The sequence below is a fragment of the Streptomyces sp. NPDC091972 genome (assembly GCF_044756385.1).
Classification (GTDB): domain Bacteria; phylum Actinomycetota; class Actinomycetes; order Streptomycetales; family Streptomycetaceae; genus Streptomyces.
In genome coordinates this window covers 233,164-256,388 of sequence record NZ_JBIVSV010000005.1, presented here as the reverse complement: position 1 = coordinate 256,388, position 23,225 = coordinate 233,164, and the positions used below count along the sequence as shown (strand labels likewise).

Below are 23,225 nucleotides of genomic sequence, written 5' to 3'. Positions count from 1 at the left end.
CACAGGCTGTCGCGTGGGTTTTCCACAGCGGTTGACACCTTACGGCGCCCGGCACACCATGGAATCGCACGAACCGAACGATCGGTCGGGAGCAGGTTCCGGCGGAGCCCAGGTCGAGGGGGCCTCATGGCGACAGCAGCCGCGCAACAGACGGCGAGCACACAGACGTACGGCGCTGCGGGCGCCGTCGGCGACACCACCGCGTACCAGAGGGCCTTCGACGCCGCGGTGGCCGCCGACGAGCGGATCGAGCCGCGTGACTGGATGCCCGACGCCTATCGCGCGACCCTGGTGCGCCAGATCGCGCAGCACGCCCACTCCGAGATCATCGGCATGCAGCCGGAGGCGAACTGGATCACGCGCGCGCCCTCCCTGCGCCGCAAGGCCATCCTGATGGCCAAGGTCCAGGACGAGGCGGGGCACGGTCTGTATCTCTACAGCGCGGCGGAGACGCTCGGCACCGGCCGCGACGAGCTCCTCGACAAGCTCCACTCCGGGCGCCAGAAGTACTCCTCGATCTTCAACTACCCCACCCTGACCTGGGCGGACGTCGGCGCCATCGGCTGGCTGGTGGACGGCGCCGCGATCACCAACCAGGTCCCCCTGTGCCGCTGCTCCTACGGCCCGTACGCGCGCGCGATGGTCCGCATCTGCAAGGAGGAGTCCTTCCACCAGCGCCAGGGGTACGAACTGCTGCTGGCCCTGAGCAAGGGCACGCCCGAGCAGCACGCCATGGCCCAGGACGCCGTGGACCGCTGGTGGTGGCCGTCCCTGATGATGTTCGGCCCGCCCGACGACGAGTCCGCGCACTCCGCGCAGTCGATGGCCTGGAAGATCAAGCGCCATTCCAACGACGAGCTGCGCCAGCGTTTCGTCGACATCTGCGTCCCCCAGGCCGAGTCCCTGGGCCTCACGCTCCCGGACCCGGAGCTGCGGTGGAACGAGGAGCGGGGGCACCACGACTTCGGCCCGATCGACTGGACGGAGTTCAAGGAGGTCCTCAAGGGCAACGGACCGTGCAACGAACAGCGGATCACCCAGCGCCGACGAGCCCACGACGAGGGCGCCTGGGTGCGGGAGGCGGCCGCGGCCCACGCGGCGAAGCACAGCGCGGACAAGCACGCGGCGGACAAGCACACGGCGGACAAGCACACGGCGAACCACACCGGCGAGACAGGAGCGGCACGCGCATGACGACCACCGACTGGCCCCTGTGGGAGGTCTTCGTGCGCTCGCGCCGCGGCCTCTCCCACACCCACGCCGGCAGCCTGCACGCCCCGGACGCGGAGCTCGCCCTGCGCAACGCACGGGACCTGTACACCCGGCGCGGCGAAGGCGTCTCGATCTGGGTGGTGCCCTCGTCCGCGATCACGGCGTCCTCGCCCGACGAGAAGGACCCGTTCTTCGAGCCCGCCGCAGACAAGCCGTACCGGCACCCGACGTTCTACGAGATCCCGGAAGGGGTGAAGCACCTGTGACCGCGCCCGAGACGGCGGCCGGGACCGCCGCGCCCCTGTCCACGCCGGTTCCCGCGACGGCCGCCCTCGCCCTGGGCGACGACGCGCTGGTGCTGTCGCACCGCCTCGGCGAGTGGGCGGGCCACGCCCCCGTCCTGGAGGAGGAGGTCGCCCTCGCCAACATCGCCCTCGACCTGCTCGGCCAGGCCCGGGTGCTGCTGTCCATGGCCGGTGACGAGGACGAGCTGGCGTATCTGCGCGAGGAGCGCGCCTTCCGCAACCTCCAGCTCGTGGAGCAACCCAACGGCGACTTCGCGCACACCATCGTCCGCCAGCTCTTCTTCTCCACCTACCAGCACCTGCTCCACACCGAACTGGCGGCGGGCGACGGCCCCTTCGCCCCGCTGGCCGCCAAGACCGTCAAGGAGGTCGCCTACCACCGCGACCACGCCGAGCAGTGGACCCTGCGGCTCGGCGACGGCACCGAGGAGAGCCACGCGCGGATGCGGCGGGCCTGCGAGGCGCTGTGGCGGTTCACCGGCGAGATGTTCCAGCCCGTGGAGGGGGTGGACGTCGACGAGGAGCGTCTGGAGGCCGCCTGGCTGGCGTCGGTGGGGGACGTCCTGCGCCGGGCCACCCTGAGCGTGCCCGAAGGACCGCGCGCGGGCGCGTGGGCCGCGGGCGCGGGACGGCAGGGCCTGCACACCGAGTCCTTCGGCCGGATGCTCGCCGAGATGCAGCACCTGCACCGCAGTCACCCGGGGGCGTCATGGTGACGCTCACCCCGCTGGAGACCGAGCTGTTCGCACTCGCCGGCTCGGTGCCCGACCCCGAACTGCCCGTGCTCACCCTGCGCGAGCTGGGCGTGCTGCGCGCGGTGCGTGCCCGGGGGTCGGACTCGGTCGAGGTCGAACTGACCCCGACGTACACCGGCTGCCCGGCGATCGAGGCGATGTCCCGCGACATAGAGCGGGTGCTGCACGAGCACGGCGTGCGGGAGGTCACCGTCCGCACGGTGCTCGCGCCCGCCTGGTCGACCGACGACATCACGGCCGAAGGACGCCGCAAGCTGCGGGAGTTCGGCATAGCGCCACCGCGTGTGACGGCGGCCGGTCCGGTCCCGGTGGGACTGGGCCCGACGCGGACACGCGACGCGGAGCTGGAGGCCGTCGTCTGCCCGCACTGCGGTTCCGCCGACACCGAACTGCTCAGCCGGTTCTCCTCCACCGCGTGCAAGGCGCTGCGGCGGTGCCTGGTCTGCCGTGAACCGTTCGACCACTTCAAGGAGTTGTGATGGCCCGCTTCCACCCGCTCCCGGTGGCCGCGGTCGACCGGCTCACCGACGATTCCGTGGCCCTGACCCTCACCGTGCCGCCCGAGCTGCGCGAGGAGTTCCGGCACGCCGCCGGACAGCATCTCGCCCTGCGCCGCACGGCCGACGGCACGGAGATACGCCGGACCTACTCCATCTGCTCCCCGGCCCCGGACGGCGAGGGACCGCGCGAACTGCGGGTCGGCGTGCGGCTGGTGGAGGGCGGCGCCTTCTCGACGTACGCGCTCAAGGAGATCAATGTCGGCGACGAGCTGGAGGTGATGACGCCGGCGGGCCGGTTCACCCTCGACCCGGCGCCCGGTCTGTACGCGGCGATCGTCGGCGGCAGCGGTATCACCCCGGTGCTGTCGATCGTGTCGACACTGCTGGCGCGGGAGCCGGAGGCCCGGTTCTGCCTGATCCGCAGCGACCGTACGTCCGCGTCGACGATGTTCCTGGAGGAGGTCGCCGACCTGAAGGACCGCCACCCCGAGCGGTTCCAGCTGGTCACGGTGCTCTCCCGGGAGGAGCAGCAGGCGGGGCTGCCGTCCGGGCGGCTCGACCGTCAGCGGCTGACCGGTCTGCTGCCCGCGCTGCTGCCGGTGGACCGGGTGGCGGGGTGGTTCCTGTGCGGGCCGTTCGGACTGGTGCAGGGGGCGGAGCGGGCGTTGCGTGAGCTCGGGGTCGCCCGTACCCGGATCCACGAGGAGATCTTCCACGTGGACGCGGGGGCCGCTCCGGCGCAGACGGTTCCCGCGCCCGCGCACAGCACGGTGACCGCCCGGCTCGACGGACGCGGCGGGAGCTGGCCCGTCCGGGACGGCGAGTCGCTGCTGGAGACGGTGCTGCGCAACCGGTCCGACGCGCCTTACGCCTGCAAGGGCGGGGTGTGCGGGACCTGCCGGGCCTTCCTGGTGTCCGGGGAGGTGCGCATGGAGCGCAACTTCGCGCTGGAGCCGGAGGAGACCGAGGCGGGCTATGTGCTGGCGTGCCAGTCGCATCCGGTGACGGAGAAGGTGGAGCTGGACTTCGACAGGTGAGGAGCTGCCGGAGCCCGACTGTCGGAGAACACCCCTGGCCGGCTACCCCTCGTCCGCTGCCCGTTCCCTTCTTCTAGAACCTGTTCTATCTTGACGGACCGTCAGGTCGTGGCCCGATCTGCCGACCCATCTGCCGACCCGTCGGAAGGACAGGGACCGTGGACTTCACCTTCAGCGAGGAGCAGCAGGCGGCGGCCGAGGCGGCGCGGGGGGTGTTCGCCGGCGTAGCGCCGGACGCGGTGCCGTCTCCGGCGCTGACCACGGGTGCCGTGGCCGACGAGTTCGACCGCGCCCTGTGGGCCAGGCTCGCCGACGCGGACCTGCTGAGCCTGCTGTCGGATCAGGAGTACGGCGGAGCGGGGCTGGACGCCGTCGCGCTGTGCCTGGTGCTGCGTGAGGCGGCGAAGGTGCTGGCGCGGGTTCCCCTGCTGGAGAACAGTGCGGCCATGGCGGCCGTACAGGCTTACGGCGGCCCGGAGTTGAGGGGGGCGCTGCTGGAGCGGGCCGGGCGCGGGGAGATCGTGCTGACCGTCGCCTCGAGCGGCCGCACCGGGCACGATCCGGCCGAACTCGCCGTCACCGCACGGCGGGAGGAGGGGGAGGAGCCCGGCTGGATTCTGGACGGCGTGCAGACGGCGGTGCCGTGGGCGTACGACGCGGACTTCGTCGTCGTACCGGCGCACACGGCCGGGGGCCGGACCGTGCTCGCGCTGGTGCCCCGGGTCCATGAGGGGGTCGTGCTCGGCGAGCAGTTCTCCACCAGCGGGGAGCGGCTCGGCGAGCTGCGGCTGGAGTCGGTGCGGATCGCCGCCCGGGACGTGATCGACGTCGAGGGCGCGTGGGAGTGGCTGCGGGACCTGCTGACCACGGGCACCTGTGCGCTGGCGCTCGGACTGGGCGAGCGGGTGCTGCGGATGACCAGCGAGTACACCGGTCAGCGGGTGCAGTTCGGGTTCCCGGTCGCCACCTTCCAGGCGGTCGCGGTGCAGGCCGCCGACCGTTACATCGACCTGCGCGCGATGGAGGTCACGCTGTGGCAGGCCGCCTGGCGGCTCGCCTCGGGGGCGCGGGGGACGCTGCCGGTCGCGGGGGACGTGGCCGTGGCGAAGATCTGGGCATCGGAGGGGGTACGGCGGGTGGTGCAGACGGCACAGCATCTGCACGGCGGATTCGGCGCCGATGTCGACTACCCGCTGCACCGGTACCACGCCTGGGCCAAGCACCTGGAGCTGTCGCTCGGTCCGGCGGCGGCGCACGAGGAGGCGCTGGGCGAGCTGCTGGCGGCGCATCCCTTGGGTTGAGGCGGCATTGCGGGGCCCCGCCCCGGGGGGCCGGCCGACGGGCGGGCCCGCCTGCCGTGCGCAAGCCGTCACGACCGAACCCCGGCGCGGCGGGAACAGCTGAGCGCTCGCCCCCGGCCCGCCGAGGACCACGGCCCACGGACCGCAGGCCGGACACCGCGGACCGCGGATGGCTAGAGCACGAAGCCCGGGCGGCCGTCGTCGGTCACCACGGGGCGGCCCGCCTCGGCCCACGACTGCATCCCGCCGTCGACGTTCACGGCGTCGACGCCCTGCTGGGCCAGGTACATGGTGACCTGGGCCGAGCGGCCGCCGGACCGGCAGATCACATGGACGCGGGCGTCCTGCGGGGCGGCCTCGGTCAGCTCGCCGTAGCGGGCCACGAACTCGCTGATGGGGATGTGCAGCGCCCCTTCGGCGTGACCCGCCTGCCACTCGTCGTCCTCCCGGACGTCCAGCAGGAAATCGTCGTCCTTGAGGTCCGTGACCTGGACCGTGGGCACACCAGCACCGAAATTCATGAAGCCGACGCTACCCGACGTCCCGAGGAGCCGGCCGGTCACTCCTGCGCGAGCAGCTCTTCGAGCTCCGCCTCGCGCGTGGAGACGTCGGCCAGGAGCTTCTCGGCGATCTCCTCCAGGAGGCGGTCCGGGTCGTCCGGTGCCATCCGGAGCATCGAACCGATCGCGCTCTCCTCCAGCTCCCGGGCGACCACCGAGAGCAGTTCCTTGCGCTGGGCGAGCCATTCGAGGCGGGCGTAGAGCTCCTCGCTGGGGGTGGGGCCCTGCTCCGGCGGCTTGGGACCGGCGGCCCACTCCTCGGACAGTTCGCGCAGGAGGGGTTCGTCGCCGCGGGAGTAGGCGCCGTTGACCCGGGTGATGAACTCCTCGCGGCGCGCCCGCTCGGTGTCGTCCTGGGCCAGGTCCGGGTGGGCCTTGCGGGCGAGCTCACGGTAGAGCTTGCGGGCCTCGTCGCTGGGACGCACCCGCTGCGGGGGCCGCACCGGCTGGTCGGTGAGCATCGCGGCGGCCTCCGGGAACAGGCCCTCCCCGTCCATCCAGCCGTGGAACAGCTCCTCGACGCCGGGCATGGGCAGCACGCGGGCGCGGGCCTCCTCCGCCCTGCGCAGATCCTCGGGGTCGCCGCTGCGGGCGGCCCGGATCTCCGCGATCTGCGCGTCCAGCTCGTCGAGGCGGGTGTACATGGGGCCGAGCTTCTGGTGGTGCAGGCGGGAGAAGTTCTCCACCTCGATGCGGAAGGTCTCCACCGCGATCTCGTACTCGATGAGCGCCTGCTCCGCGGCCCGCACGGCCCGCTCCAGCCGCGCGGTGCCTGCGGCGGCGGGGCCGTCGGTCTCCGGGGACGTCATCCGGACAGCGTAACCGTGCCGGTGCGAGGCGGGCGCCATCCGGGGTGCCGGGTCAGGTGGTCGGGCGGGTGCGGGTGGCGTCGGTGCTGGTCGCGCGGTTCCCCGCACCCCGGAGGCGGGTGCAGCAGCGCCCGGCGAGAGGGCCCCCGTGGCCTCCTCACACACCCGTCTCCGCAGCCACCCTCCCCGTGCGGACCGCCGTCACCAGTTCCGCGTGGTCCGCCTCCGTGCGGTCGGCGTAGGTGACGGCGAAGGTGGCGACGGCCTCGTCGAGCTCGTCGTTCTTGCCGCAGTAGCCGGCGATGAGGCGGGGGTCGGCGCTGTGCGAGTGGGCGCGGGCGAGAAGGGCGCCGGTCATCCGGCCGTAGTCGTCTATCTGGTCGGCGGAGAGGGCGGCCGGGTCGACGCTGCCCTTGCGGTTGCGGAACTGGCGGACCTGGAAGGGACGGCCCTCGACGGTCGTCCAGCCCAGCAGGATGTCGCTGACCACCTGCATCCGCTTCTGCCCGAGGACCACCCGGCGGCCCTCGTGGTCGACCGACGGGGTGTCGAAGCCCGCGGTGGCCAGGTGCGGCAGGAGGGCCGAGGCCCGCGCCTCCTTGACCTGGAGGACCAGCGGTTCGCCACGGTGGTCCAGCAGCAGCACGACGTAGGAACGGGTGCCGACGCTGCCGGTGCCGACGACGCGGAACGCCACGTCGTGCACCGCGTGCCGGGCCAGCAGCGGGTGGCGGTCCTCGGAGAGCGTGGTCAGGTAGTGCTCCAGGGAGGCGGCCACCGCCGCGGCCTCCTCGTCGGGCACCCGGCGCAGCACCGGCGGGGCGTCCACGAAGCGCCGCCCGCCGTCCTCCGTGAGCTCCGTGGAGCGTGCCGCGAAGCGCCCGCTGGTGTTGGCGCGCGCCTTCTCGGAGACCCGCTCCAGGGTGCCGACCAGGTCGTGGGCGTCGGTGTGGGAGACGAGTTCCTCGTCGGCGATGGCGTTCCACGCGTCCAGCACCGGGAGCTTGGCCAGCAGCCGCATGGTGCGCCGGTAGGCGCCCACCGCCCCGTGCGCCGCCGCGCGGCAGGTGTCCTCGTCGGCGCCGGTCTCCCGGCCCGCGAGGACCAGGGAGGCGGCGAGCCGCTTGAGGTCCCACTCCCAGGGGCCGTGGACCGTCTCGTCGAAGTCGTTCAGGTCGATGACCAGGCCGCCGCGGGCGTCGCCGTACAGGCCGAAGTTCGCCGCGTGCGCGTCGCCGCAGATCTGGGCGCGGATCCTGGTCATCGGGGTGCGGGCGAGGTCGTACGCCATGAGGCCGGCCGAGCCGCGCAGGAAGGCGAACGGTGTGGCCGCCATCCGTCCCACCCGTATCGGCGTGAGCTCGGGCAGGCGGCCCCGGTTCGACTCCTGCACCGCGTCGACCGCGCCGGGCCGGGCGATGTCGAGGTCGAGCGCCGCGTGGGCACTGCGCGGGACGCTCTCCCGCAGTGCCTTGCCCTTCTTCTTGGGCGAGCCCTCGACAGGCCACTGGGCGAAGCCGCGCACCAGGGGCCGCCGGGCCCCGGCCGACGCGTCGGGGGACGTGCCGGCCGACGTCTCGCTCGCCCCCGCACCGGCCGTGGTCTCCGCTTCGGCCTCGGTCACCGCGACCGCCTCCCCCGTGTCTCGCAGGATCATCAATTCGTGCCGACCGTACAACCACCAGCCGAAACGCGTCAGACCCTGTGCAACTCCGCGGTGGCGCACAGGCCGTCCCGGTGCTCAGCCCAGCTTGTCGACCGCCTGGTAGTACGTCCACGCGGTCGCGTCGCACGACGCCTTCTTCACGCCCGAGTACGTGGCGCACACGCGCTTGAGGTCGGCGTAGAAGGCGTTGTCCAGGCGGGCCTTGTTGGCGTCGAAGGTGCCGGCCGCCTCGTAGTTGCCGTAGCCGAAGTCATGACGGACGCAGGCGTTCGCGAACGGGAAGCCGAAGGGGTTGTCGGGGGAGGTCGTGCAGTAGTCGGTCGACCAGTCGAAGCCGTACGCGCTCCAGGCGCCCTGGTTGGCGCGGGCCGCGAAGAAGGCGTTGTAGCTGCTCGCGTCGGTCTGGGTCCAGCTGCTGAGCACGGCGGCCTTGTCGGCGGGGGCGGCCTGGGCGGTGGAGGCCGGTACCAGGACGGCGGTCACGGCGAGGGCGGCGGTGAACAGAGGCGCGGCGAGACGACTGCGCATGGGCTCTTCCTCCGGGCACGGGGACGCCCCGGCGGGGATTCGCCGGGGCGTGGCCCAGAAGACGCGGAGGCTCTATGCCGTCTGCATGACGCAGCTATACGTGGTGGGCCGGGCCCGGACAGGACTCGGTCACGCCCGCAAATACGCCAGGACCGCCAGCACCCGCCGGTGGGTCTCGTCCGCCGGCGGCAGGTCCAGCTTCGTCAGGATGCCGCCGATGTGCTTGCCCACCGCCGCCTCGGAGACGACGAGTTCGCGGGCGATGGCGCCGTTGGACTTGCCCTCCGCTATCAGCGCCAGCACCTCCCGCTCGCGCGGGGTGAGCCGCTCCAGCGGATCGCGTCGCCGGCGCAGCAACTGCCGTACGACCTCGGGGTCCACGACCGTGCCGCCGTCCGCGACCTCGGCGAGCGCGTCGACGAACTCCTCGACCTGGCCGACACGGTCCTTGAGCAGGTAGCCGACGCCCGTGCCGTCGCCGGAGTCGAGGAGTTCGGAGGCGTACGTCCGCTGCACGTACTGGCTGAGGACCAGCACCGGCAGGGCGGGGCGGCTCTCCCGCAGGCGGACCGCCGCGTGCAGGCCCTCGTCCTGGAAGCCGGGCGGCATCCGGACGTCGGTGACCACGATGTCCGGGCCGTGCTCCTCGACCGCCGCGATCAGCGCCTGGGCGTCGCCGACGGCCGCCACGACCTCGTGGCCGCAGCGGCCGAGCAGGCCTATGAGGCCCTCGCGCAGCAGCACGCTGTCCTCGGCCAGGACTACGCGAAGCGATCGGCCGCCTCGCTCAACTCGGTCACCTCGCAAGGGAACTCCACACGCAGCAGGGTCGGTCCGCCCGGCGGGCTGGACAGGGAGAGTCTGCCATCCAGGACGGACACCCGGTCCGCGAGTCCGGTCAGTCCGCTGCCCGCCGAGGCGTCGGCGCCGCCGCGGCCGTCGTCGCGCACCTCGAGGACCAGCCGCCCGCCCGAGTGCCCGCCGCGCACCTGCGCGCGGCTCGCCCCGCTGTGCTTGGCGATGTTGGCGAGGGCCTCGCAGACCACGAAGTACGCGGCAGCCTCCACCGCCTGTTCGAACCGGCCCGGCAGCGGGAGGTCCACGTCGACGGGGACCACGGAGCGGTCGGCGGCGTCGGCCACGGCCGCCCCGAGGCCGTAGTCCGCCAGGACCTTCGGGTGGATGCCGTGGATGAGTTCGCGCAGCTCCGCGAGGGCCTTGCCGGCCTCGTCGTGGGCCTTGGCGAGCTGGTCGGCGAGGGGCCCCGGCGGGGCGTCGAGACGGGCCAGGCCCAGCGTCATCGTCAGGGCGACCAGGCGTTGCTGCGCGCCGTCGTGCAGATCGCGTTCGATACGCCGGCGCTCCGCCTCGAAGGCGTCCACCAACCGCACCCGGGAGCGGCTGAGTTCGACGACCCGGGCGCCCAGGTCGCCGTCCCGGTCGGCGATCAGCAGCCGGGTCAGTTCGGCGCGGGCGCCGGCCGCGACGCCGAGGACGTAGGCGCCGAGGGCCAGCAGCAGCAGGCCGAGCACGGCGACCCCGAAGGCCGTCGGCCAGGTGGTGACCGTCCACTGCTTGAGCACCTTCGTCTCACGGCCCTCGCCGACGGTGGCCATGAGCAGCGGGGTGGCGGCCATGGAGACCGGGAAGAGCAGCGCGACCGTGAACACCAGCGCGTCCAGCGGCCACAGCAGACCCGCGAAGAGCACGGTGTACGCGAGCTCCCGCCAGGTGACCTGTTCCTTCAGCCGGGTCGTCAGCCAGGACACCAGTCCCTCGGCGGGCGGCGGCTGGTGCGGGTCCGGTGCCGGGTCGAGGTCGACCAGGCCGAGCCTGCGCCGTTCCGCCCAGGCCACCGGCAGGCCGGCGAGGGCCAGCACGACGAGCAGCGGCAGCCCGACGAGCACTATGGCCAGCGCCCCGCCGACGGCCGCCAGCGTCACCAGCCCGACCAGGGCGAGGACACCGGTGACCGCGCCGGTCAGCAGGTAGCAGACCGAGCGCCAGGGCCACGCCGACAGCAGGAAGCCCGGCCGGGACATGGCCTGCCACACATTCCGAGGGTGCATGGGATCACCGTAGAAGGGCGGCCGGGCGGCCTGCCATGGGTCCAGAGGGCGGGCCGGGGGTAGGGCCAGCCCTACCCCCGGCGCCGGGAACGACGCGATCCGGCCAGGTCAGCGCGGGGACGCGAGTCCGCCGCAGGGTCGCGCGGGACGTCGTACGGCGATCTCGGCTGCCCCACGACGGGTCACGGGCGGCCGCTCGCAGGCTCTTGCCACGGCAGCCTGCTGCCAAATTGAAGGCACAATTCCGCCAACGTGCGGTGCGAACAATGGCCAAAGGACAACGCTTCGGCGTTCCGCGCCGGCCGGGCCGCTCCACGGGCCGTGGCCGCACGAGATGGGGGAGTCACACGTGGAATTCCAGCTTCTCGGACCGGTGGAGGCGAGAGACGGGGCCCGGCGCATCGCGCTGTCGGGCTCCAAGGTGCACACCGTTCTCGCCGTACTGCTGCTCGCCCGGGGACGGGTGGTGAGCGACGGACGGCTGAGCGAACTGCTGTGGGGGTGGAGTCCGCCCGCCACCATGAACGCGCAGATCTACACCTACATATCCCGGCTGCGAAAACTGCTGGGCCCCGGTGTCGACCTGGTCCGGCGCCAGCCCGGCTACCAGTTGACGGCGGCCGGCGCCCATGTCGACGTCCTGGAGTACGAGCGGCTGGACCGGCTGGGCCGGCGGGCGCTGGAGGAGCGGCGGTTCGAGGACGCGGCCGAGACGCTGCGGCGGGCGCTGGAGCTGTGGCGGGGCCCGGCGCTGGCCAATGTGACGCCCCACCTGGCCGAGGCGGAGCTGCCGCGCCTGGAGGAGGCCCGCACCAGCACCCTGGAGCACCGCATCGAGGCGGACCTGACCCTGGGCCGGCACCAGCGGGTCGTCTCCGAACTGACCGGCCTGGTCGCCGAGTTCCCGGTACGGGAGCGACTGCGCGCCCAGCTGATGACGTCCCTGTACCGGTGCGGGCGGCAGGCCGAGGCGCTGCGGGTCTTCCACGAGGGGCGCGGGGTGCTCGCCGAGGAACTCGGGGTGGACCCGGGGCCCGACCTGACGGCCACCTACCAGGCGGTGCTCAGCGGGGAGTTGAGCATGCTCCCGCAGCCGCCCGCCGGCGGTCCGGTGTCCGTGGTGTCGCCGCCGGTCATGGTGCCGCCCGCGACCGCCGACTTCACCGGCCGGCGGGGCGAGTTCGCCGAGCTGTGCGCGCGGTTGGCGCCGGCGGGCCGCTCCTCGGGCTTCCGCCCGCGGCGCCTGCTGATCACCGGGATGGCCGGGGTCGGCAAGACCGCCCTCGCCCTCCAGGTGGCGCACGCCGTGGCCGGGGAGTTCCCCGACGGGCTGCTGCACGCCCGGCTGCGGAACGAGGACGGCACGGTCAAGGACTCCGCCGAGGTGCTCGTACGGCTGCTGCGGGCGCTCGGGGAACGCAGCGAGGACATGGCGGCGCCGGACGCCCCGGACCGGCTGGACGACCTCATCCACCGCTATCGCACCCGGACGGCGGGCCGCAGGCTTCTGATCCTGCTGGACGACGCGGCCAACGAGCTCCAGCTCGACGCGCTGCTGCCGGCCACGACGGACGCGGCGGTGCTGGTGACGAGCCGCAACCGGCTCACGGCCGTGCCCGGTTCACGCACCGTCGTGCTGGAGCCGATGGGGTCCTCGGACTCCCTCGCGCTGCTCGCGGCGATCGCCGGGAACAGCCGGATCGTGGTCGAGCCGGAGGCGGCCGACGTGATCGTGCGGGCCTGTGCCGGGCTGCCGCTGGCGCTGCGGGCCGCCGGGGTCCGGCTCGCCGCCCGGCCGCACCGGCCGGCGGCCAGGCTGGCCCGGCGGCTCGCCGACCCCGCGCTGCGCCTCGGCGAGCTGCGCACCGGCGACCTGGACGTGAGCCGCGTCCTCGGGTCGGCGCTGCGGTCCCGGCCGCACGGTGAGCGGGACCTCGCGGGTGCGCTGGCGACGCCCGCCGGCGGAACGTTCACCGCGGCCGAGGCCGGCGTGGAGGCCGGGCTGGCCGAGGACACGGCCGAGGAACTGCTGGAACGGCTGGTCGAGGGCGCGCTGCTGGAGATGGCGGGCATCGACGCTCAGGGCCGTCCGCGGTACCGCTTCCACGAACTGGTCCGCTTGGCGGCGGTGACGGAGACCGCCGGCACGGGCTCCGACAGACGGCTGACGGCGGCGGGGTGAGCCCACTCCACCACCGGGACCGCACGCTACGCGAGTCGATCCGCTCCCCGGCGGTGCACCGGCGGTGCATCGTGGTGGGCCCCGTGGTGCAGCCTGCGGTGACTCCGGGTGATGCCCTGCGGTGCACCCCGCGGAGCGCCCCTCGCGACGAGCTCCGTCGGCACCCTGCGGTGCTCCCGGCGGTGCATCCCGTGGCGGACCGTGGTGGGCCGCGCCGCGGTGAAGTCCGCGGTGGGCGGCTCGGACCCGTGAAGGAGCCGCGGTGGGCTGCCGGTGAACGCCCAGCGGTGAACCCCGCGGAGCACCCCGCGACGTATTCCGTCGACACCCTGCCGTGCACCCAGCGGTGACCCCCGCAGCGCACTCCTCGGCGCACCCCGCAGCGCACTCCGCGGAGCGCTCCCGGGGAGTTCGCCCGAGCTCGGTGGGTATGCCCAGCCCTACCCCAAGTCTCGTCCCTGCCGCACTGCGTCCGAGGGTCTCCACGCGGTTTCGTGGAGTCACCGTGAGGACGAGAGAGGCGGCACCCGGATGACGGCTTGGCTGGCGGAGCAGATGGCGGCGCACGGCGGTGTCGGCATCCTCGCCGTGGTGCTGCTGATGCCCGCGCTGGAGGCGGCCCTGCCGGTGATCGGCGTGCTGCTGCCGGGGCAGACGGCGGTCGTGCTGGGCGGGATGCTCGCCTGGCAGGGCCATGTGACGGTCGAGGCGGCGCTGCTCACCGCGCTGGCCGGGGCGGTCCTCGGCAACCTGGCCGGATACGCGGTCGGGTGGCACTGGAAGAACCGGGTGCTGGCACCGCTCAGGGCCCGGGCGGGCCGGCGCCGGTACACCGAACGGGCCCTCGGGCTCATCGAACGCCGGGGCGCCGGCGCGGTGTTCGTCGGCCGCTTCACCGCGGTGCTGCGGACCCTGGTGCCGACCCTGTGCGGGGCGCTGCGCATGCCCCTGCGCCGCTATCTGCTGTGGTCCGTGGTCAGCAGCGCGGTGTGGGCCCCCGCGTTCGTGCTCATCGGCTACGTCATCGGGCCCGCCGGACCCGGGTGACGCCGCCCCGGCTGCGGCCCGCGCAGCCTCTTGCCACGGCAGCCACCTGCCACGCGCAACACCGGACCCGGCACCCCGGCCCCGCCCACAATGGCCGTGCCGGCGCCGGCTCCCCGAGCCCCGAACCCTCCGTCCCGCCCAGGTGCGCGGGAGGACCGACACCGAACGAGTTGGGACAGATGAACAACGACGCCATCCAGTTGCGCTCCGTCAGCAGGAGCTACGGGTCGGGCGACAGCGCCGTGACGGCCCTCGACCAGGTCTCCCTCTCCTTCCCGCGGGCCACCTTCACCGCCGTCATGGGCCCCTCCGGTTCCGGCAAGTCGACCCTCCTTCAGTGCGCCGCGGGACTGGACCGGCCCACCTCGGGTTCGGTCGCGGTGGGCGGCACCGAGCTGACCAAGCTCAGCGAGACCAAGCTGACGCTGCTGCGCCGCGAGCGCATCGGGTTCGTCTTCCAGGCGTTCAACCTGCTGCCCTCGCTGACCGCCGAGCAGAACGTCGCCCTGCCGCTGCGTCTGGCCGGCAAGCGGGTCGCGAAGTCCCGGGTCCGCGAGGTGCTCCAGCAGGTCGGTCTCGGCGACCGCGCCCGGCACCGGCCGACCGAGATGTCCGGCGGCCAGCAGCAGCGCGTCGCCCTGGCCCGCGCGCTGATCACCCGCCCCGAGGTCCTGTTCGGCGACGAGCCGACCGGCGCCCTGGACTCGCAGACCAGCCGTGAGGTGCTGGCCCTGCTGCGCTCCATGGTCGACCGCGAGGGCCAGACGATCATCATGGTCACCCACGACCCGGTGGCCGCCTCCTACGCCGACCGTGTGGTCTTCCTCGTCGACGGCCGCGTCAACGGCGAGCTGATCGGCGCGAGCGCGGACGACATCGCCGCGCGCATGACCAAGCTGGAGGCCGTGCCGTGCTGAGTGTCGCCCTGCGCACCCTGCGCACCCGCTGGGTCACCTTCGTCGGCAGCTTCGTCGCGCTGTCGCTGGGTGTCGCCCTGCTCGCGGTGATGGGCCTGGCCCTCGCCTCCTCCCTGGACGCGCCGGAGCGGCAGCCGGAGCGGTTCGCCACGGCACCGGTCGTCGTCCAGGGGCAGGACACCCTGTCGGTGCCGACCTCGATCGGCGACCGCACCCAGAAGCTCGCCCACCCGCGCGCGGTGCCGGAGGAGACCGTGGCGCACCTGCGGCGGCTCGGCCCGGTCGTCGAGGACCGGTCCTTCCCGGTGCGGGCCGCGAAGGGCCCCGGCGACCTGGTCGGGCACCCCTGGTCCACGGCCGCCTTCGCGCCGTACGCGATCGACGCGGGCCGTGCTCCGCGCGCGGCCGGCGAGGTCGTCGTCAGCGGCGACTGGGCGCGGCCCGGTGAGCGCGTCAGGACCGACCGCGGCACCGTGACGGTGGTCGGCACCGTCGCCTCGCGCGGCTTCGAGGACGCCGTCTTCTGGACCGACGCCCGGGCCGCCGAACTGGCGCCGAAGAGCACACAGTTGGTGGTCGGGGCGGACGCGGCGGAGGTCCGCGCGGCCGTCGCCGGCCAGGATCTCCAGGTCCTCACCGGCACCGACCGCCGTCTCGCCGACGCCGATCCGGACCGCGACAGCGAGGCGCTCACCGCGATGAACGCCATGTTCGGCACGGCCGGCGGGGTCACCGCGTTCGTGTCGGTGTTCGTGGTGGCCTCGACGTTCGCCTTCGCGGTCGCCCAGCGCCGCCGGGAGTTCGGCCTGCTGCGCACCGCGGGTGCCACCCCCGGCCAGGTCCGGCGGATGGTGTTCGCGGAGGCCCTGGTGGTCGGCGTGCTGGCGTCGGCGGCGGGCTGTGTGCTGGGCGCGTACGGCGCCCCGAAGCTGGCCGCGTGGGTGGTCGACGGGGGTCTCGCTCCACAGTGGTTCACCATCGGCGACTTCACCTGGCCGTACCACATGGCCTTCTGGACCGGTCTGCTCGTCGCGCTGCTCGGCGTGATCGCCGCGTCCTGGCGGGCCGGCCGCACCGGGCCCACCCAGGCGCTGCGCGAGGCGTCCGTGGACACCAAGGCGATGACGTGGGGCCGCTGGCTGTTCGGGGCGGGGCTGCTGCTGACCGCGGCGGTGACGCTGGGGCTCGCCCTGGTCTCCGACCCCGGCGAGCTGCTGCACCGCAAGACGTATGTGAGCCGTCCGATGCTGCTGATCACCGCGATCGCGCTGCTGGCGCCGGTCCTGGTGCGGCCGCTCACCCGGCTGATCGCCTGGCTGCCGGCCCAACTGCCCGGCGCGGGCGGGATGCTGGTGCGGGAGAACGCGGCCGCGGGCATCCGCCGCACGGCGGCCGTCGCCGCCCCCGTCCTGGTCACCGTGGCCCTCGCGGGCTCGCTGCTGGGCGCCACGGCCACGCTGAACGAGGCGAAGGCCACCGAGACACGGGAGCAGACGGCGGCCTCCTTCGTCGTCACCCCGGCCGGGGACGCCGGGTTCGACGCGGCGACCGTGCGGAAGCTCGAAGCGGTCGAGGGGGCCGTGGTCTCGGCCACCTCGTCGAGTGCCGTGTACGTCCTGGAGGACGGCGTCGCCCTCATCAAGTCCGAGGCCCGCGCGGCGGAGGCGGGCCCGCTCGCCGAGACCGTGCACCTGCCGCTGGCCGCCGGGAAGGTGACCGACCTCGACGACGACTCGATCATCGTCAACGAGGAGTGGGAGAAGCACACCGTCGGACAGCGCGTCGACGTGTGGCTCGGGGACGGCACGAAGAAGTCACTGCGGATCGCCGCGGTGATGACGACCGGCACCGGCAACAACGGCGCCTACGTCACCCCCGCCAACGCCCCCGGCGCGAGCGTCGACCGCGTCGACGTGACCGTGGCCGACGGTGGTGACCGGGCCGCCGTGGCCGCCGCGCTCGCCGAGACGGGCGGGCGCGTCCTCACCAAGGACCAGTGGGTGCGGGCCAGTTACCCCGAGACCAACCGGACCACCCGGTACGGCTTCATGCTGGTCCTCGGGATCGCCCTGCTCTACACCGGGATCTCCCTGGCCAACACGATGGTGATGGCGACCTCCGACCGGGTCCGCGACCTGGCCGTGCTGCGGCTGGCCGGGGCCACCCAGTGGCAGGTGCTGCGGCTGGTCGCCGGCGAGGCCCTGATGGTCGTCGTGGTCGGCGGGGTGCTGGGACTCCTGGTCGCCGGGCTCAACCTGGCGGGCATGTGGAGCGCGCTCGGTCTGCTGTCGGTGTGGAGCCCGGTGGAGATGCCGTGGGCGGAGCTCGGGGCGACCGTGGGGGCGTGTGCCGTGCTCGCGGTGGTGTTCTCCGTGGCCCCGGCCGGGCTGGCCATGCGGCGCCGGGCGGTGGAGCTGGCCGGCATGCGGGAGTGACCCCTTGACCGGCGCCGATCGGTACCTCCCCCGTCCCGGTCGGCGCCACCCCGCTCGCGGGCCCACCCCGGGGCCCCCGGGCGGAACGACGGCCGGGCCGCCTCGCAGGGCGACCCGGCCGTCGTGCTCTCTTCGTTCACACACCGGTCCGCAGCGGCCGTCCGGGGCATGTTTCACGTGAAACGACGGCCGGTCGCCCCAAGTCGGGGGCGACCGGCCGTCGTTCGGCGCACAAAAGATCAGGCCGCGGGGTCGTACACCTCCGCCATCGCGACCGCGATCTTCCGAGGGCCGGTGAACGGCTCACGGCCGTGAGCGGCCAGCATGTTGTCGACGATCAGGACGTCGTCGCGCTGCCAGTCGAAGCGGGTGGTCGCCGAGCGGTAGGCGGCGCGCAGATGGGCCACGGTCTCGTCGGGGATGCGGCCGCCGTCACCGTAGTAGGTGTTGGTGGGCAGGTCCTCGTCGTCGAAGATCTCCCGCAGCCCCTCCTGGACCTCGGGGGCCAGCGAGGTGACATGCCAGAAGGTGGCGTGGTTGAACCACACCTCCTCGCCGGAGCCGGGATGGGTGTGCACCACGGGCCGGATCGCCGTCGTGCGCAGGCCGCCGTCGGCCCGCCACTCGGCCGTGATGCCCTTGGCCCGGCAGTACTCCACGACCGCGTCCCGGTCGGTGGTGTTGAACGCCTCCTGCCACGGCACCCCGAAGTCGGCGTGGAAGTTGCGCACCACCCGCCAGCCGCCGCGCCGCACGAACTCCTCGCGCACCGCCGGATCGATGGCCCGGCGCACCTCGCGGATGTCGGCGAGCGGGGTCGCGCCCTGGGTGAGGGCGGGCTCGATGCAGTAGAAGTACAGGGTGTTGGGCCAGACGGCCTGGTAGGAGTTCTCGTTGTGCAGGAAGATCTCCTCGTCGGCCGGGTAGTCCGTGGACGTGTAGACCTGGCCCTTGATGGTGGAGCGCGGCGAGGAGCGTTCGGCGTAGGTCAGCGGGGCGCTGCCGGAGAAGCCGCGCACCACCCCGTCGAAGCCGTCGACACCGCCGACCTCGAAGCCGCGCAGCAGGATCGCGCCGCGTTCGCCGAGGACCGCGCGGAGCTTGTCGCGGTGCTCGCGGATGTAGTCGTGCACCGAAGTGCCGGGCTCGGCCGTGTACGCGACGGCGGTCGTGTCCTCGATGGTGGTCATGGGACCAGTACCTCTCTCGTCCGTGTCTCCTCTGCCAGGTCCTGGTCGTAGCGCCGGAACACCACCGGCCCGGTGGCGCCCGCCTCCCGGGCCAGGGCCGCGAACACCCCGTCGACCACCGGCAGGTCCTCCACCACCCAGCTGTCCGGGCCGGTGGGCTCGGTGTGGGCGACCAGGACCGGGCCGTCCTTCGCCGGCTGTACGTCGACCTCGCTGAGGTCGGTGATGATGCCGACGCCGACCGCCTTGACCACGGCCTCCTTGCGGGTCCAGCAGCGGAAGAAGGCGTGGGTGCGGGCGGGGCCGCCGGGCGCGGACAGGATGTGGGCGAGCTCGGAGGCGCTCATCACGAACCGGGACGCGCCCTCCACGTCCAGGGTGCGGTCGTCCTCCAGGTCGACGCCCACCTGGTGGCCGACGACCACGGCCAGCAGCCAGTGCGGGCCGGAGCGCGAGAGGTTGAAGTCCAGTTCGGTGGGCGGCCAGTCGATCCGGGGCCGGCCGTGCTCGGGGTGGGCGCAGCGCGGGCACGGGCGGCGGCCGAGGACCACCTCGCGCGGGGGCACGCCGAGGTAGCCGGAGAGCACCCGGCGCACGGCCGCGTGGGCCGCCGCGTACCGTGCCGCGGCGGGTTCCGGCAGCCGCCGGACCATCGCGGCCTCGTCGTCCGACAGCAGGTCGGTGGCGCCGGGGGCGAGCGTGTCGGGCGCCCGCCCCCGCCAGATGTGGACCGCGTCGTGGTCCCTGAGCTGTTCGTATGCGGCGGTCATCGCCTCAGTCCGTTCGTCGGTGGGTCGAGCGTCGGCGGCCGGGATCAGTCCGACATCGCCACGAGGACCCGGCGGTCGCCGGTGAAGGGGCGGCGGCCGTGGGCGAGCAGGATGTTGTCGATCAGCAGCAGGTCGCCGGTGCGCCAGTCGACGTCCACGGCGTGCTCCAGGCCGCGGTCGCGGATCTGCACGACGTACTCGGCGGGGATGGGGCTGCCGTCGGCGAAGGTGACGTTCTGCGGCAGGTCGTCCTCGGGCAGGATCTGCGCGAGCGCGGCGGCGGTGTCGTCGCCGAGTCCGGCCGGGTGCCACTGGTCGGCCTGGTTGAACCAGGTCTCGGTACCGGTGACCGGGTGCCGGGTGGTGGCCGGCCGGACCGAGGTGACCCGGATGCCGCCGTCGGCCTTCCACTGCCACTCGGCGCCGGTCGGGTCGAGGAAGGCCTCGACCTCCTCGCGGCTGGTGGTCTCGAAGGTGTCCTGCCAGCTCTTGCCGAGGCCGTAGCCGTCGTGCAGGTTCTGCACGTACCGCACCCCGCCGGCGAAGGCCGCGCGGACCTCCTCGTCCAGGGAGTCCAGCCACAGCTCGGCGTCGACGACCGGGGTGGCGCCGCCGCTGCCCGGCTGGATCTGGCAGTAGAAGGCCAGCCGGGCCGGCCAGGCGTGGGCGTAGCTCATCTCGTTGTGCATCGAGATGGTGAACTCCTGCGGGTACTCCGTGGAGGTGTAGACGTTGCTGCCGACCTTGGTGCGCGGGGAGTTGCCGTGCACGTAGGCGAGGCGGTTGGGCAGCAGCAGGTCGAGGACCTCGTCCAGGCGGTCGGGGGTGACCCCGAAGCCGCGGAAGACCAGGCCCTTCTCCTGGGTGAGCAGCCGGGCGAGCTCGTCCGGGCCCATCTCCCGGAGCCGGGCGAGGAGTTCGTCGGCGCCGCCGACGCCCTCGGACTCGAGGTCCAGCGGTGTCCAGATGGTCTCGCGGGTCGTGTCGCGGGTCGTCATGGGGTCATGCCTCCAGGTCCTTGGTGAGGTCGGCGACCAGTTCGTCCTCCCGCTGGGCGAGGTAGAAGTGGTCGCCCGGGTAGGTGCGCAGGGCGAAGCCGGCCGTGCGGGTCAGTTCGGCCCAGGCCAGTACGTCGTCGGGGTCGCAGCCCGGGTCCTCGGTGCCGAGGTGCGCGGTGATCGGGGCCCGGGTGCGGCGGGGCGGGGACGCGGGACGGTAGTTCTCGATGAGGCGGTAGTCGGCGCGCAGGGCCGGCAGCAGCAGTTCGCGCAGCTCCGGGATGTCGTAGACCTCGGAGCCGAACGAGCCCAGCCTCCGTACGCCGGCGACGAGTTCGTCGCCGCCGCGCAGGTGCAGCCCGGTGGGGCGGGCGCGGTGCGGGGCGGAGCGCGCGGACACGAACAGGTGCCGGGGCACGACCCCGTGCCGCTCCTCCAGCCGCAGCGCGGTCTCGTAGGCGACGGAGGACCCCATGCTGTGCCCGAACAGGGCGAGGGGCCGGTCCAGGAGGGGCAGCAGGGCCGCGGTGACGGCGTCGACGAGGGTGGTCATGTCCTCGGCGCAGGGCTCGGCCAGCCGTTCCTGCCGGCCGGGGTAGCGGACGGCGACCAGCTCGACGTCGTCGGGGAGGCGGGCGGGCCAGGTGTGGAAGAGCTGGGCGTTGCCGCCGGCGTGGGGGAAGCAGACGAGGCGGAGGCGGGCGGCGCGCCTCGGGGGGTGGCGGCGCAGCCAGGGGTCCTCGCGCTCAGTGGTCGCGGTCCTTGTCGGTCGCGTCATCCGTCAGCTCTCCCTTCAGGTCCGGTGCCAGTGCGGCGAGTACGGCCAGTGCGGCCATCGCGCCGGCGATCGTGCGTACGGTGGGCAGGGCACCCCACGCGGCGAGGAGCAGGCCGCCGGCGAGGGAGCCGACGGCGTTGGTGCCGGAGCCGATCAGTCCCGCGGCGGCGGCCACCCGGCCCTGGAGGGCGTCCGGCGTGGTGCGGACCTGGTAGACGGCGGCGGCCACGTTGAAGACCGCGCCGACGAAACCGGTCCCCGCGTACAGGGCGCCCAGGACCACCGGGCTGCCGGTGAGCCCCATCGCCCCGATGAGCAGGGCCCAGGACAGCGCGCCGGCGATGAGCAGCGTGCGCTGCCGCGGGATCCGGCGCTGGATCCGGCCTCCCGCCAGCGCCCCGCACAGTCCGCCGACCCCGCCGATGCCGACGACGACGGCGAGGGTCTGGGAGGGCAGCCCGGCCTCCTTGATCCGCAGGACCAGGGCGAGCGCGAGCATCTGGAACAGCACGTTGGTGGCGGCGACGTAGCCGAGGGCGGACCGCAGGAACCGCTGCCGCCACAGCCACCGCAGCCCTTCGGCGACCTCACCGGCGAGCCGGGAGGAACGCTGGGTGCCTGCGGGCCGCTGCTCCTGGAACGGCTTGCGGATCAGCAGCAGGCTCACCGCCGAGACCAGGTAGCCCACCGCCCCGAAGGCGAAGGGCAGCGCGCGCCCCGCCGACTGGAGCAGCACCCCGCCGGGCTGACCCAGCAGGCCCGCCGCCCGGCCCCGGGCCTCGTTCTGGGCGAGGGCGGCGGGCAGTTGGGAGGCCGGGACCAGGTTGCGCACGGCACCGCGCTCGGCGAGCCGGTAGAACACGGCGAGGGACGCCTCCGTGAAGGCCACGGCCGCCAGGTGCGCCACCGACAGCCGGCCCGCCGCGAGGGACAGGGCCACGCTGCCCACCGCCACGATCCGGCCCGCCTCGCAGCCCAGCATCACCCGCCGCCGGTCCCACCGGTCCACGACCGCCCCGGCCGGCAGCTGCACCAGCAGCAGCGGCAGCAGCGCGGCCGTGGACACCACCGACATGGCCAGCGGCGACCCGGTGTGCCACAGCACGATCAGCGGGTACGCCACCGAGGTGACCCGGGTGGCCAGGAACGACAGGCTCGCCCCCGACCACAGCAGCAGGAAGTCGCGGTTGCGGCGCAGCGGCGGGTCGGCCGCCACCGCACCGGCGGCCTCGGTCAGGGTCATGTCCTGCACCACTCCAGGACCGCCATCGCGCTGTGCATCTTGTTCTCGGCCTGGTCGAAGGCGATGCTCGCGGGCCCGTCCAGGACCTCGGCGGTGACCTCGTCGCCGCGGTGCGCGGGCAGGTCGTGCATGAACACGGCCTTCGGGCTGCTCTCCCACAGCGCCGACGTCACCTGGAACGGCGCGAACAGCGTCCGCCAGTCCGGGTCGGGCTTGCTGGTGCCGGTGGTCTGCCAGCGGGTGGTGTACACCACGTCGACGTCGGCCGGCAGGTCCGCCATGTCGTGCCGCTCACGGAACACCGAGCCGTACCGTGCGGCCTGCGCGGCGGCACGCTCGCGGAACCGCTGTGCCAGGCCGTACCCCGCCGGGGTGCGCAGCTCCAGCTCGGCGCCCGGGAAGCGGGTCAGCGCGAGCGCCAGCGCCGACGCGGTGTTGTTGCCCTCCCCGACGTAGAGCAGCCGCAGTCCCTCGATGCGGCCGAACTGCCGGCGCAGCGTGGTCAGATCGGTGAGCGCCTGGGTGGGGTGCTCGTCGGCGGACATGGCGTTGACGACGGCCATCCGCTCCTGGGCGGCCCAGGCCCGCATCTCGGCGGGGTCGCCCGCGGTGCGGGCGACCAGTACGTCGAGCATCCGGGACATGACCCGTCCGGTGTCCTCGCTGGTCTCCCCGGTGTTGAGCTGGAGGTCGCCGGGGCCGTAGGTGACGATTTGGGCGCCGAGCCGCAGCGCGCCGCTGGAGAAGGCGGTACGGGTGCGGGTGGACGTCTTGCTGAAGTAGACGCCCACCACGTCCCCGGCGAGCGGGGCGGGGCGGCCCGCGGTGCCGGCCGAGAAGGCGGCACCGCGTTCCACGAGGGCGTGCAGGTCGGTGTCGGTGAGGTCGTCGATCGAGATCAGATGCCGTGTCACGAGTTCCTC

At 73.6% G+C, this 23,225-nt stretch carries 22 protein-coding genes; 10 read left to right on the top strand and 12 right to left on the bottom strand.

Annotated elements, in window-relative coordinates; translation table 11 throughout:
- The first annotated feature begins 126 nt into the window (after positions 1-126).
- The 6 genes from paaA to ACIQJT_RS16885 all read left to right on the top strand — a co-directional run bounded on the left by paaA (position 127) and on the right by ACIQJT_RS16885 (position 5,110).
- Positions 127-1,194 (top strand): 1,2-phenylacetyl-CoA epoxidase subunit PaaA, encoded by a 1,068-nt coding sequence (gene paaA, locus ACIQJT_RS16910; protein ID WP_402644105.1) that lies wholly within the window; start codon positions 127-129, stop codon positions 1,192-1,194.
- Entirely contained in the window at positions 1,191-1,478 is a 288-nt protein-coding gene (paaB, locus tag ACIQJT_RS16905) for a 1,2-phenylacetyl-CoA epoxidase subunit PaaB (protein ID WP_029386333.1), read from the top strand. The genes paaA and paaB overlap by 4 nt, the downstream gene beginning before the upstream one ends.
- Positions 1,475-2,233: a 1,2-phenylacetyl-CoA epoxidase subunit PaaC gene (gene paaC, locus ACIQJT_RS16900; protein ID WP_402644101.1), complete on the top strand. Its 759-nt coding sequence runs from the start codon at positions 1,475-1,477 to the stop codon at positions 2,231-2,233. Before paaB ends, paaC begins: the two co-directional genes overlap by 4 nt.
- Complete coding sequence (paaD, locus tag ACIQJT_RS16895) at positions 2,227-2,751, top strand: 1,2-phenylacetyl-CoA epoxidase subunit PaaD (RefSeq protein ID WP_402644098.1); 525 nt, start codon at positions 2,227-2,229, stop codon at positions 2,749-2,751. Before paaC ends, paaD begins: the two co-directional genes overlap by 7 nt.
- Positions 2,751-3,809, top strand: a complete 1,059-nt coding sequence (locus ACIQJT_RS16890; protein WP_402644095.1) for a 2Fe-2S iron-sulfur cluster-binding protein — start codon at positions 2,751-2,753, stop codon at positions 3,807-3,809. Before paaD ends, ACIQJT_RS16890 begins: the two co-directional genes overlap by 1 nt.
- 158 nt (positions 3,810-3,967) lie before the next feature.
- Complete coding sequence (locus ACIQJT_RS16885; RefSeq protein WP_402644092.1) at positions 3,968-5,110, top strand: acyl-CoA dehydrogenase family protein; 1,143 nt, start codon at positions 3,968-3,970, stop codon at positions 5,108-5,110.
- A 173-nt stretch (positions 5,111-5,283) separates the two neighbouring features.
- Here ACIQJT_RS16885 and ACIQJT_RS16880 read toward each other — a convergent pair whose 3' ends face one another.
- The 6 genes from ACIQJT_RS16880 to ACIQJT_RS16855 all read right to left on the bottom strand — a co-directional run bounded on the left by ACIQJT_RS16880 (position 5,284) and on the right by ACIQJT_RS16855 (position 10,715).
- Complete coding sequence (locus ACIQJT_RS16880; RefSeq protein WP_365453797.1) at positions 5,284-5,613, bottom strand: rhodanese-like domain-containing protein; 330 nt, start codon at positions 5,611-5,613, stop codon at positions 5,284-5,286.
- A gap of 56 nt (positions 5,614-5,669) precedes the next feature.
- Positions 5,670-6,479 (bottom strand): J domain-containing protein, encoded by an 810-nt coding sequence (locus ACIQJT_RS16875; protein ID WP_402644090.1) that lies wholly within the window; start codon positions 6,477-6,479, stop codon positions 5,670-5,672.
- Positions 6,480-6,636: 157 nt separating this feature from the next.
- Entirely contained in the window at positions 6,637-8,136 is a 1,500-nt protein-coding gene (locus tag ACIQJT_RS16870) for a DUF2252 domain-containing protein (protein WP_365453097.1), read from the bottom strand.
- An 84-nt stretch (positions 8,137-8,220) separates the two neighbouring features.
- The gene (locus ACIQJT_RS16865) at positions 8,221-8,673 is read right to left on the bottom strand and encodes a phospholipase (protein ID WP_365453094.1); all 453 of its coding nucleotides are present in this window, start codon (positions 8,671-8,673) and stop codon (positions 8,221-8,223) included.
- A 129-nt stretch (positions 8,674-8,802) separates the two neighbouring features.
- The gene (locus ACIQJT_RS16860; protein ID WP_234358747.1) at positions 8,803-9,417 is read right to left on the bottom strand and encodes a response regulator transcription factor; all 615 of its coding nucleotides are present in this window, start codon (positions 9,415-9,417) and stop codon (positions 8,803-8,805) included.
- Between the two features lie 17 nt (positions 9,418-9,434).
- Complete coding sequence (locus ACIQJT_RS16855; RefSeq protein WP_402644768.1) at positions 9,435-10,715, bottom strand: sensor histidine kinase; 1,281 nt, start codon at positions 10,713-10,715, stop codon at positions 9,435-9,437.
- Positions 10,716-11,091: 376 nt separating this feature from the next.
- On the opposite strand from ACIQJT_RS16855, the gene ACIQJT_RS16850 reads away from it, so the two are divergent.
- The 4 genes from ACIQJT_RS16850 (at position 11,092) to ACIQJT_RS16835 (ending at position 17,323) form a co-directional block, all read left to right on the top strand.
- Entirely contained in the window at positions 11,092-12,924 is a 1,833-nt protein-coding gene (locus ACIQJT_RS16850; protein WP_402644086.1) for a BTAD domain-containing putative transcriptional regulator, read from the top strand.
- Positions 12,925-13,455: 531 nt separating this feature from the next.
- On the top strand, positions 13,456-13,971 hold the full coding sequence (locus ACIQJT_RS16845; RefSeq protein WP_402644083.1) for a DedA family protein: 516 nt from the start codon (positions 13,456-13,458) through the stop codon (positions 13,969-13,971).
- Positions 13,972-14,150: 179 nt separating this feature from the next.
- On the top strand, positions 14,151-14,888 hold the full coding sequence (locus ACIQJT_RS16840; RefSeq protein ID WP_365453084.1) for an ABC transporter ATP-binding protein: 738 nt from the start codon (positions 14,151-14,153) through the stop codon (positions 14,886-14,888).
- Positions 14,882-17,323, top strand: a complete 2,442-nt coding sequence (locus ACIQJT_RS16835) for an ABC transporter permease (RefSeq protein ID WP_402644079.1) — start codon at positions 14,882-14,884, stop codon at positions 17,321-17,323. The genes ACIQJT_RS16840 and ACIQJT_RS16835 overlap by 7 nt, the downstream gene beginning before the upstream one ends.
- Positions 17,324-17,562: 239 nt before the next feature.
- Here ACIQJT_RS16835 and ACIQJT_RS16830 read toward each other — a convergent pair whose 3' ends face one another.
- The 6 genes from ACIQJT_RS16830 to ACIQJT_RS16805 are packed head-to-tail and all read right to left on the bottom strand — an operon-like array spanning position 17,563 to position 23,216.
- A complete protein-coding gene (locus ACIQJT_RS16830; RefSeq protein ID WP_365453078.1) occupies positions 17,563-18,513 on the bottom strand; it encodes a TauD/TfdA family dioxygenase in 951 nt (316 codons plus the stop codon).
- Positions 18,510-19,283, bottom strand: coding sequence for a 4'-phosphopantetheinyl transferase superfamily protein (locus ACIQJT_RS16825; protein ID WP_053852349.1), 774 nt, complete (start codon positions 19,281-19,283; stop codon positions 18,510-18,512). The genes ACIQJT_RS16830 and ACIQJT_RS16825 overlap by 4 nt, the downstream gene beginning before the upstream one ends.
- A 44-nt stretch (positions 19,284-19,327) precedes the next feature.
- Positions 19,328-20,281, bottom strand: coding sequence for a TauD/TfdA family dioxygenase (locus ACIQJT_RS16820; protein ID WP_365453072.1), 954 nt, complete (start codon positions 20,279-20,281; stop codon positions 19,328-19,330).
- A gap of 4 nt (positions 20,282-20,285) precedes the next feature.
- Positions 20,286-21,059, bottom strand: coding sequence for an alpha/beta fold hydrolase (locus ACIQJT_RS16815; RefSeq protein WP_365453069.1), 774 nt, complete (start codon positions 21,057-21,059; stop codon positions 20,286-20,288).
- A complete protein-coding gene (locus ACIQJT_RS16810) occupies positions 21,028-22,302 on the bottom strand; it encodes an MFS transporter (RefSeq protein WP_365453066.1) in 1,275 nt (424 codons plus the stop codon). The genes ACIQJT_RS16815 and ACIQJT_RS16810 overlap by 32 nt, the downstream gene beginning before the upstream one ends.
- Positions 22,299-23,216, bottom strand: a complete 918-nt coding sequence (locus ACIQJT_RS16805; RefSeq protein WP_365453063.1) for an ornithine carbamoyltransferase — start codon at positions 23,214-23,216, stop codon at positions 22,299-22,301. The genes ACIQJT_RS16810 and ACIQJT_RS16805 overlap by 4 nt, the downstream gene beginning before the upstream one ends.
- Between the last annotated feature and the right edge of the window lie 9 nt (positions 23,217-23,225).